A 9,695-nucleotide genomic window follows, 5' to 3' on the forward strand; every position below is an offset into this window, starting at 1 on the left:
GTGAGGGACGGGCTGTTCGGGGCGATCATCGTGGGCCCGAAGGGTTCGAAGTACCGGGACCCGAAGACGGGAGAGGATGTGACGCTGAAGAACGCCTGGGAGGCGGATGTGCTCGTGGACCGGTCGATTCCGGAGAACGCGAATCGTTCGGACTTCCGGGACGCCTCGTTGTTCTTCCAGGACGAGGACAACATCATCGGGACCTCCTTCATGCCCTACATCCAGCAGATCGCGGGCTTGACGGGGGTGAATTACCGGAGCGAGCCGTGGTCCTATCGCGAGGACAAGGGCTGCGAGGAGGGGAATATGTTCACGGCCTGCGTGACGGGGGAATCGGAGCCGGTGACGCCGACGATCCTGGCGCATGCGGGGGACCCGGTCCGGATCCATGTGTTCGGGGCCTTCAACGAGCAGAACCAGATCTTCAGCATCGAAGGGCATGAATGGCCGTTCAAGCCGAATATGGAGGGCGCGGATATGTTGAGCAGCCTTCAGTTCGGCGGATCGGAATATCTGGATGTGTTTATTAAGGAAGGCGCCGGCGGGCCGACCCATATTCCCGGCGATTATGTCTGGGAGAATCACCGGATGCCCTATGCGCAGGCCGGGCAGTGGGGTTATCTGCGGGTATTGCCCGTCGGGGATCGACGGATCCTTCCGCTGAACAGCGGGGAGGGGAGCGGCCGGACGGCCGAGATCCCGACCGACGGAAATGCCGTTCCGGTTTCCATGCTGGAGAAGGGCCGGTAGAAAACCGTTCGAACAAAGATGTAATGAAGGGGCAGGGGGCGGAAGGCCCTCTGCCCCTTTTCCTTTATTTCAGGTAGGTCGGAAGGCGTTTGTCTTCGCCCGTGAGATGCCGGTAGAGCTCGTGAAACTCCCGCGTGGTAAGCGCGGGATCGGACAATTTTTCCAGGTCCTCCGGTCGGATCGGAATCTGGGATTTTTCGTCGTAAGCGGAAGACCCAATTACGATTTGGTCCGGGAAGAATCGGTATTCGGGAAGAAGATATTTGATGTCCCGATTGTATTCGACCGCCAGCCGGATGGCCAGCCGGGCGACGTCGGCCGGGACGTCTTTCCCGATCGCGATGTTTTCAGGCGGATTCCCGAGCCGGAAAAATTGGGGTCGGATTCGGGTTACTCCCAGGGCCCCGAACGCTTTCTTGATCGTGTCCAGATCCGCCTTCCGTTCCCTGGCCAGAAAAAGTTCGACCAATAGATTACTGTTGGTTTGCGGATTATCCGTTACCTGCGCCAGCCGGATCGGCGCGCGGGCCATCCTCTCCGTCGCTCCCGCTTCCGGGCTGTTCAGTACGGCGGTTAGGGTGTATAATAAGGGTGCGAACACAAAGAAGTGCCGAAGAAAAGAATTTCCCGTTTTCATCGCCATCCCTGACGGATTTGAGGGTGAAGAGGAAGATTGGAAATCCATTTTATCAGAAGACGAACCGTTTGAGAAGGGTGTCCTGTGAATCGAGAATGCTTGGAACCGCATGACAGAGAGCGCAGGCGCGCATTTTCCCGGGCGGGCCTTACCTTTTTCCTTTCGCTCCTTGTCCTGCTGGTGTTCCGGGGCCATCCCCCGACCTATGGGTTTCCCAAAGAGCTGCCGATGCAGGCCACGGTGAGCGACCTGGCTTCAGACCCCAAACAATACGACGGGCATCGGGTTGTCGTGACCGGGCGCGTACGATCCATGCAAATGCAGGTGGGCCGGCGAGGGAGCGAGTATTTGATGATCGTCCTGGAAGAGGATTCCCCCACATCCTCCGAAAAGGTGAAACCGGTCCAGGTTTACATCTCCACCATACCCAAAGTGCGGGAAGGAGACCGGGCCCTCGTCCAGGGGGTCTATCACATCGAAGGAAACCAGGCCGGCCGGAATTTCGAGCATTTTGTTGATGCCGAGGTCATTCTGAAGAATTAATCCCGCCCACGTTTGACCCTTGTCCCGATCGAAGCGGAATCCTGAAACCCCTCCGGGCTTGTCGCTTACGGCAACAGAGCGACCTCAATCCTCCGGTTCTGGGCCCGCCCGGAATCCGTCGCATTGCTCGCGATCGGCCGTGTCGAACCGTAGGCCGCCGCGCTCAACCAATTTCCGTTGATCTTGCCCTCTTCCTGAAGGAAACGGACCACCGATACGGCCCTCGTTCCGGTAAACTCCCAGGCCGTGGGAAAATCCTTGGCCATGGAGGCGGCGATCGGGGCGTCATCCATATGGCTTCCGATCACAATCTGTCGGCCTTTGGACCTGGCCAGGACCTCGCCGAGTTTGACAAGAACATCTTCCCCTTCCTGGGTGATCTCCACGTCGTCTTGATCGAATAAAAGCGGCTCCGCCAAGACAAAGGTCAGCCGATCCTCCGTCTGCTTGACCCGGGCCTTCCCGGTTCGTATTTCGTCCCGAAAGGACTTTTGAAATCCGTCCGAGAGACTTTTGGCCCACGCCATGTCCGGCTTCTTGATGACGACGCCTTTCTTCTTCATAAGGGCCTTGTTCTCACGGGACAGGCTTTCCACCTGGGCCGAAAGTTCGTCCGCCCTCGTTTTATCATCCTGGGCCGCTTTCAAAAGACCCTGGTTGTCCCCGGCCAGCCGGGCGGCGTCTTCCCTGAGCTTCGCGGCGTCCGATTTAAGTTGATCGTTTTCCTTGCGAAGCTGCTCGCTCTGTTGACGTTCCCGTTCCAACTGCTGAAGCACGGATTGAAAACTCTGCTGGCTGACGCAACCGGTCCAGAACATCGTCAACGCGAAGACGCCCAGAAGGGATCGAGGCCATTGTTTCATACGCCACTCCTTTCGGTTATATTGTCCCCTAATATAATGGACGGAAATGGAAATGGCAAGAAACGGCGACGCAAGCCCCTCTAATTGACTTCCGCCTTTGCGCATGGTACCATGTCGCCAATTTTTCCGGGAGGCACGAGCCCGTCGATGTCGGAGTCCATGAGTCCTGTCCCGATCCGCTGCTCCAGGATGCCTTGTCTCTTCGGCCTGTCCCTGCTGCTCTGGCTGACGGCCTGCGCCGCGCCGCCCCCGGTTCGCGAGGCAGACTATCCCATCGATTGCAGGAAGGACCAACCCGTCAAGGACCTGCTGAGGCGCGGCGACGTCCATCGCGACTTCATGATGCGAGAAAGGGCCGCCGACCCAACCCCGCCGGATTTTTGGTTGCAGGTTCGCGAGATTCACGCGGTTCGGGCCCGCATGTGCTACCAAGCCGTCCTGGATATTAAACCGGACCAACCGTACGCCCTCCTCAATATGGGTTTCACCCACATCGTCGAGTCGACCTTTCCGGGGACGAGTCCGGAAGCCCGCGAAAAATCACTCGTGACCGCAACGGGCTATGTCCAGCAAGCCCTAAGCGCCCGGCGCTTGGATGCCCAGGGCTATTATTATCTCGGCGAAATCGCCGCGCGCCGGGGTCAATGCGATAAGGCCATGCGGATCTTTACCGCGTTGCTCACCAGTCGGTGGTCCTACTCCCATGTCTATGCCTGGATGGGCTACTGTGATGATCTGATGAAGAAACCGGTGGAGGCGATGGAGGCTTACAAGAAGGCCGCGGAACTGGCCAACCCGATCGATGTCGGGGAATGGGCCAAAGCGCGGATCAAGTAATCCATGGAGCCGATCCGGGGGACGGAGATGCGACGACGGGTCATGAGAAAAGGCCTCCTCCTTTTCATGTGCGGTCTGTGGTTCTGGGGATGCGGGGCCATCGTTCCCCCGCCGCTGACCGCGCCTTTCCGTCCACGGGAAGATGTGGCGATCGAGAACTTCAAATTCCGGGTGGCGGTCATGGATTTCACGGACCAGACCGGTCAGGCGGGCGATCTGGTCAAGACGATTCCCGATATCCTGACGACGGTCCTCTTCAAATCGGGCCGGCTGGACCTCTATGAGCGCGATCCCCTTCGGGGCCTCTCGGCCAAGGAGGCCGGGGAGGCGATCCAAAGCCTGATGGACAAGCGAATGATCGACGGGGTTATTTCCGGGACCGTCACGCGGTTCTCCCGGGTCGATAAGACGATCGTGATGGATCTTCGGCTGCTCAGCCGAAACAAGGCCGTGATGTATGCCGACCAGCATACCTTGAGCTTTCAAGGCCGTCGGTCCATGGAGATCACCCGGGACGACGTCGATTCCCTGGGAGTCGCGATCTCGAAAGCGGTCCCCCGGGTCCCCGACATGAAAATCGTCAGCAAGAACGCCGGCCTCATCACGTTGAGCGGGGGTTCCAATAAAGGCCTGGTCGTCGGCATGACCGGATACGTCCAGGCCTACCTGGATAAGGTCAACGACCCCGAGACGGGTGAAATTCCAAAACCCACGCCGGTGATTGTGGGCGAGGTCATCATTGATCAGGTCGGCGAGGACGCGGCGATGGGGCGTATCGTGGCGGGAGAGGATATCCACATAAATGACAGTCTCCGGTTCAAATAAAGCGATCCTGAATTCTCCGGCGGAGAGGTAACCCGCCGCTCGGCCCCCCCCGAATGGATTACGGACTCACCCCCCATTTGTCGGTCATAAATACCTCCTTGAGGGAATGGACGCCGTTTCGCGGTTACGGTACCTTATCGGATTAAATCGATATCACCCGGTATATATATGGCTAGATATAGTGGAGCGACATGTCTGAATTCAAACCCTTCCTGATCGCATGGAATCTCACCAAACGCTGTAACCTCCGTTGCGCCCATTGCTACCTTTCGGCCGGGGAGCGCGACGCCGGATCGGTGGATGAGCTGTCGACGGAGGAAGGCTACCGCGCGATCGACGGCATGGCCCGGGTGAATCCGGCCGCCATCCTGGTCCTGACCGGCGGGGAACCGCTGCTTCGGAAGGATTTGCCGGAGATCGCGCGGTATGCCGCCGGAAAAGGGTTCATGGTGGTGGTCGGGACGAACGGGACGCTCCTGACGGACCGCCGCGTCCGGGATCTTCTCTCCTCCGGCGTGATGGGCGTGTCGATCAGCATTGATTCCCTGGATCCCGCCCGACACGACACCTTTCGTCAATGGCCCGGGTCTCTCGAGGGGGCGCTGAACGGGATCGAGGCCTGCAACCGGAGCGGTCTTATGTTCCAGGTCCACACGACCGTCAGCCGGATGAATTACGACGAGATCCCCGCCATCATGGAGTTCGCCTACCGGAAGAAGGCCCGCGTCTTCAATCTTTTTTTCCTTGTCTGTACCGGACGGGGCGAGGGGATGTCCGATATCACGCCGGAGCAATACGAGCAGGTCCTGGGTTCCCTGGTGGAGGCTCAGGAGCGTTATCCCGGAATGTTCGTCCGTTCCCGGTGCGCGCCGCATTTCAAGCGGATCGCCTACGAGAAAAACCCCGACAGCCCGATCACGAAGGCGCAAGGCTACGAGGCCGGCGGTTGTCTGGCCGGAACTCACTATGCCCGGATCACCCCGGAAGGGGACCTGACACCCTGTCCGTTTATTCCGATCCCGATCGGGAACCTTCGTCATGACGATTTTGCGACCATGTGGAATTCTTCCCCGGTCTTCGACGATCTGCGGCGACCGAAACTGAAAGGGAAATGCGGCGATTGCGAATATGCCGAGTTGTGCGGGGGCTGCCGCGCACGGCCCTATGCCTCCCACGACGATTATCTGGATGAGGATATCTGGTGTCTTTACACTCCCAAGGGCGGTCCGAGGATCGTTCCGTTGCAAGAGGAGGAGATTCATCTGATCTGGTCCGAGGAAGCCGGCGAACGGCTCTCGCGGCTTCCGTTTTTTATTCAGAAGATGATCAGAGGGCGCGTGGAACGCCGGGCACGGGAGGAAGGCCGGAGCCTCATCACGCTGGAGTATATGGAGGCTCTTCGGAAGAAAACCTTCGGCCATGCGGCGCCCGTCTTCAAGGACGGGCGCTTTCGCGGACTTTCGGATTAAGTGCCGCAGGGTGTAAATGCGAAAACATTTTTAATGCACGCAGCGCGGAGTTCACCGCCGCGCGGCTTTTGAATAAAGTTAAATGGTCCAACGAAAGGAGTCTCGATGGCCACGATCACGATACGTTCGAATGGACGGGTTTTAGACGAAAAAAGTGCGGTGTCGGATTATTTGAAGGGCCAGGGGATGATCTATGAATTCTGGGGAGTCGGGCGGCTCAACGGTCGCCTTAAAGATTCTTATACGCTCAAGCCCGAAGAACAGCAATCGCTCCTGAATCTCTACGGGACGGAGATCTCCGGTCTCAAGTCCCGACAGGGATATATTACGGAGGATGTCGTGGTCTTGTCCGGCGCCACCCCGAACCTCGATGCGATCCTGGAAAAATTCCGCCGGGAGCATCACCACACGGACGATGAAGTCCGGTTCGTGGTGGACGGCAGCGGCGTCTTTACGATCCGGAAGAAGGACCTGATCTTCGACGTCACCGTCGTGGCCGGGGATCTGATGGTGGTCCCGGCCTATACCCGCCATTGGTTCGACCTGACGCCCGAGCGGAAGATCAAATGCATCCGCATTTTCAAGGATTCGTCGGGCTGGGTCGCGATCTACGAGGAACCGGAGGTTTCGTCGGTTCCGGCGGCCAACACCCGGTAAGCCGAATTGACCGCCTCCGTTCCAAAAATACTGGCGATACAACACCACCGTTGCGAGACGCTCGGCACCATCGCGGATGCGCTGGGCGCGGGAGGGTCGGGCGCGAGGAAAATTCCTTATGAAGTGGTTCGTCCCTTCGACGGACAGGCGATTCCGGGAGGCCTTGAGGACTTTCGCGGCCTGATCGTTTTGGGCGGGCCGATGGGGGTTTATGAACAGGACCGCCACCCGTTCTTGCGGCAGGAGCTCCGACTCATCGAAGAGGCGCTTCGGCAGGACAAGCCGATCCTGGGGGTCTGTCTTGGAAGCCAGTTGCTGGCCTCGGCCTTGGGCGCCCCGGTCACGAAGGGAAGGAAAAAAGAGATCGGATGGCATCCGATCACGCTCAGGCAATCCGCGAGGCTCGATCCCCTCTGGGGCGAGCTGGAACCTTCCTTTGTGGCCTATCATTGGCACGGCGATGTCTTCGGTCTGCCTTCGGGCTCGGTTTCGCTGGCCTCGTCGGAATTGACGGCGCACCAGGCCTTCCGCCACGGCCGCTCGGCCTACGGGGTTCTGTTTCATATGGAAGTGACCGAAGAAAGCATCCGGGACATGGTGGAAACGTTCCGGGATGAACTGAAGACCGAGGGCCTGGAAGGTCGCGAGATCCTCCGACAGTCCGGAGAGCACCTCACCCGCCTCCGCGGCATCGGTCGCTCGGTCTTCACACGGTGGGCGGAATTGGTAAGGACGGAACCGCGAGCATGATGAATTTTCGCCGCAGGGAGGACCGGACTCGCGGGATGGCCATGGCGGGGATTCTGCTTTTGATCGGCGCCTTCAGTTCCTCCAGCGCCGTGCGCGTGGACGCGGCCGGGGAGCGGCCGAAGGATCCGGAATGCACCGAATCCATCCCGGACGTTTTCGATCGGGTCTCTCCCGCCGTGGTCTTCATCGCTACAACGACGATCAACCCCTACAACGCGCTCGAGCGCGTGTCCCACGCGGTCGGATCGGGGATCCTCATCGATTCATCCGGGCTGATCCTGACGAACTCCCATGTCGTCTACGGCCGGCAGGTGATTACGGTGACGCTGGACGACGGCACCAACCTTCCGGCCCAATTGGTCGGCGCGGACCCGATCTTCGACCTGGCGCTCGTTCGTATCACGCCGCCCTCCTCCGGGCGGCTGCCGGCGGCGACGCTGGGCGACTCCGACCGCCTCCGTGTCGGTGAAGAGGTCTTTGCGGTGGGAAATCCGCTGGGCCTCGACCAAACCCTGACCCGCGGGATCGTGTCCGCGATGAATCGCATTCTGCCGGACACTCTGTTCTCGCTCCAAGAGCCCCTCATCCAGACCGATACTCCGATCAATCCCGGCAACTCGGGCGGCCCTCTTCTCGACCGCTGCGGCGAGGTGATCGGCATCACCACCGCCGTTATCCTGGAGGCCCAAAACATCGGGTTCGCGATCCCGAGCAACCTGGCCAAGACGGTGCTGCCGTCGCTAAAGACCCAGGGAAGGGTGGTTCGCCCGTGGCTGGGCGTCCAAGGGCAACTGGTCAGCCGGGCCCTTCGCGACCTGTTCCGCATGCCCCTGGTCGACGGCCTCCTGGTGGAAGTGGTGGAGCCGGGAAGTCCGGCGGAACGCGCCGGCCTGCAGGGGGGACACCTCGAGGTGGTGATCGATGAACGGCCTTTCCTTCTCGGCGGCGACATCATCACAAGCGTGAACAGCGTGCGGCTCGTTTCGTCCGATGCGCTGTTTGACGTGATGAGCGCCTTGAAGGTCGGCAGCCAGGTCCACATGACGGTCTACCGGGAAGGAACGACCCGTGAAGTGGATTGCGTCCTTCCGGAACGGCCCGCGCTGCCGGGAGATTTTCCCGAACAGCGCACCCTCGCCCCCGTCGCCGGCCGCGGATCCCGCCTTGGTCTGCCCGGGCTGTTTCCGTAGCCACACAAGCCATCCTTTATTGTCTGCGCGGAGACAGGCTCCGCGCTGTGGAATGGGTTTATCCGACAGGACGGTTTGCATCATCCCAATACAGAGCGGAGTTCACCTCCGCGAACGCTCTTTATCTCCGCGAATCGTAAGCGCACTTTTTCACTTGAAGGGTTTTAACCGCGGGCGTATAATCATTTCCTCACAGGGAACGGATCGGAGACCCGGATGATCAAGGCGGCGGACCTGAAGACGGTCCCGTTTTTTCAGGAGCTCTCGGAGGACGAGCTGTCGAAGCTGGCCCAGATCATGGAGGAGAAGATCTTTAAAAAAGGGGAGATCCTCTTCAACGAGGGGGAGGAAGGAAAAGCGTTGTACCTGCTGGCCGAGGGCGAGGTCGAGATCGTGAAGACCATGAAAGGCTGGTACAAGGAAACCCTGGCGGTCTTCAAGAAAGGTCGGCTGTTCGGGGAATTGTCCTTTCTGTCCGGAAAAAACCATTCGGCCCTGGCGCGGGCGACGCAGGACGTCAGGGTCTACATCCTGACGAAGAATCAATACGAGCGGCTGGAGAAAGACGATCCCGTAATAACGCAAAAGATCATGAAGGTGATCGCGCTCACGCTGAGCACGGCCCTTCAAAAAATGAACGAACGCTTTCTTCACATGGTCAACTATATTTTAGGCGAGGAAAGCGGGGCCTGAAACGTTTGAGGTGAACCCATGTTCGGAATCGGCATGCCGGAGCTGCTGGTCATCCTGGTGATCGTTCTTTTGATCTTCGGCGTCGGCAAACTTCCGGAAATCGGAGAAGGCCTGGGCAAGGCCATCCGCGGGTTCCGCAAATCCATGTCCGAACACGAACCGCCCTCCCTCCCCGATAAAGACAAGCCCTCCAAGGACGATTCCAAGGGAAAGAACCCGCCATGAGCCTTCTGGTCGACCAATTTTCCCGCTCCCTATCGTATTTGAGACTGTCCGTGACCGACCGCTGCGACATGCGCTGCCTTTATTGCATGCCGGAGACGGGCGAAGCGCATGAAGCCCGGCCGGAGGTCCTCACGTTTGAAGAGATCCGGCGTCTTGTCCGGATCCTGTGCCGCCTGGGTATCACTCAGGTTCGGATCACGGGCGGGGAGCCGCTGGTCCGTCGCGACCTGCCCGTCCTGATCGGGATGCTTTCCGA

At 59.5% G+C, this 9,695-nt stretch carries 13 protein-coding genes; 11 read left to right on the forward strand and 2 right to left on the reverse strand.

The window, feature by feature from the left end:
• The coding region (locus tag VMN77_03375; GenBank protein ID HTN42817.1) for a hypothetical protein at window positions 1-750 on the forward strand (750 nt) is incomplete at its 5' end.
• A gap of 64 nt (window positions 751-814) precedes the next feature.
• On the opposite strand, the gene VMN77_03380 is transcribed toward VMN77_03375, so the two are convergent.
• Window positions 815-1,387 carry a hypothetical protein gene (locus VMN77_03380; protein HTN42818.1) on the reverse strand — a complete coding sequence of 191 codons (573 nt, stop codon included), beginning with the start codon at window positions 1,385-1,387 and terminating at the stop codon, window positions 815-817.
• 84 nt (window positions 1,388-1,471) lie between these two features.
• On the opposite strand from VMN77_03380, the gene VMN77_03385 reads away from it, so the two are divergent.
• Complete coding sequence (locus tag VMN77_03385; GenBank protein ID HTN42819.1) at window positions 1,472-1,930, forward strand: hypothetical protein; 459 nt, start codon at window positions 1,472-1,474, stop codon at window positions 1,928-1,930.
• Window positions 1,931-1,995: 65 nt separating this feature from the next.
• Here VMN77_03385 and VMN77_03390 read toward each other — a convergent pair whose 3' ends face one another.
• The gene (locus VMN77_03390) at window positions 1,996-2,793 is read right to left on the reverse strand and encodes an OmpA family protein (protein HTN42820.1); all 798 of its coding nucleotides are present in this window, start codon (window positions 2,791-2,793) and stop codon (window positions 1,996-1,998) included.
• A 147-nt stretch (window positions 2,794-2,940) separates the two neighbouring features.
• Here VMN77_03390 and VMN77_03395 point away from each other — a divergent pair, with 147 nt between their 5' ends.
• The 9 genes from VMN77_03395 to VMN77_03435 form a co-directional block, all read left to right on the forward strand.
• On the forward strand, window positions 2,941-3,630 hold the full coding sequence (locus tag VMN77_03395; GenBank protein ID HTN42821.1) for a hypothetical protein: 690 nt from the start codon (window positions 2,941-2,943) through the stop codon (window positions 3,628-3,630).
• Between the two features lie 42 nt (window positions 3,631-3,672).
• Window positions 3,673-4,455, forward strand: coding sequence for a hypothetical protein (locus VMN77_03400; protein HTN42822.1), 783 nt, complete (start codon window positions 3,673-3,675; stop codon window positions 4,453-4,455).
• 191 nt (window positions 4,456-4,646) lie between these two features.
• On the forward strand, window positions 4,647-5,924 hold the full coding sequence (locus tag VMN77_03405) for a radical SAM protein (protein HTN42823.1): 1,278 nt from the start codon (window positions 4,647-4,649) through the stop codon (window positions 5,922-5,924).
• Between the two features lie 105 nt (window positions 5,925-6,029).
• Complete coding sequence (locus tag VMN77_03410; protein HTN42824.1) at window positions 6,030-6,581, forward strand: cupin domain-containing protein; 552 nt, start codon at window positions 6,030-6,032, stop codon at window positions 6,579-6,581.
• 6 nt (window positions 6,582-6,587) lie between these two features.
• Window positions 6,588-7,331 (forward strand): gamma-glutamyl-gamma-aminobutyrate hydrolase family protein, encoded by a 744-nt coding sequence (locus VMN77_03415; GenBank protein HTN42825.1) that lies wholly within the window; start codon window positions 6,588-6,590, stop codon window positions 7,329-7,331.
• 41 nt (window positions 7,332-7,372) lie between these two features.
• Window positions 7,373-8,521 carry a trypsin-like peptidase domain-containing protein gene (locus tag VMN77_03420; GenBank protein HTN42826.1) on the forward strand — a complete coding sequence of 383 codons (1,149 nt, stop codon included), beginning with the start codon at window positions 7,373-7,375 and terminating at the stop codon, window positions 8,519-8,521.
• Between the two features lie 216 nt (window positions 8,522-8,737).
• The gene (locus VMN77_03425) at window positions 8,738-9,214 is read left to right on the forward strand and encodes a cyclic nucleotide-binding domain-containing protein (GenBank protein ID HTN42827.1); all 477 of its coding nucleotides are present in this window, start codon (window positions 8,738-8,740) and stop codon (window positions 9,212-9,214) included.
• A gap of 18 nt (window positions 9,215-9,232) precedes the next feature.
• The gene (gene tatA, locus VMN77_03430) at window positions 9,233-9,439 is read left to right on the forward strand and encodes a twin-arginine translocase TatA/TatE family subunit (protein HTN42828.1); all 207 of its coding nucleotides are present in this window, start codon (window positions 9,233-9,235) and stop codon (window positions 9,437-9,439) included.
• Window positions 9,436-9,695 (forward strand): radical SAM protein (locus VMN77_03435; protein ID HTN42829.1); only part of this gene is annotated, 260 nt, incomplete at its 3' end. The genes tatA and VMN77_03435, both read left to right, overlap by 4 nt.

It is taken from the genome of Nitrospiria bacterium (genome assembly GCA_035498035.1).
GTDB lineage: Bacteria > Nitrospirota > Nitrospiria > JACQBZ01 > JACQBZ01 > JACQBZ01.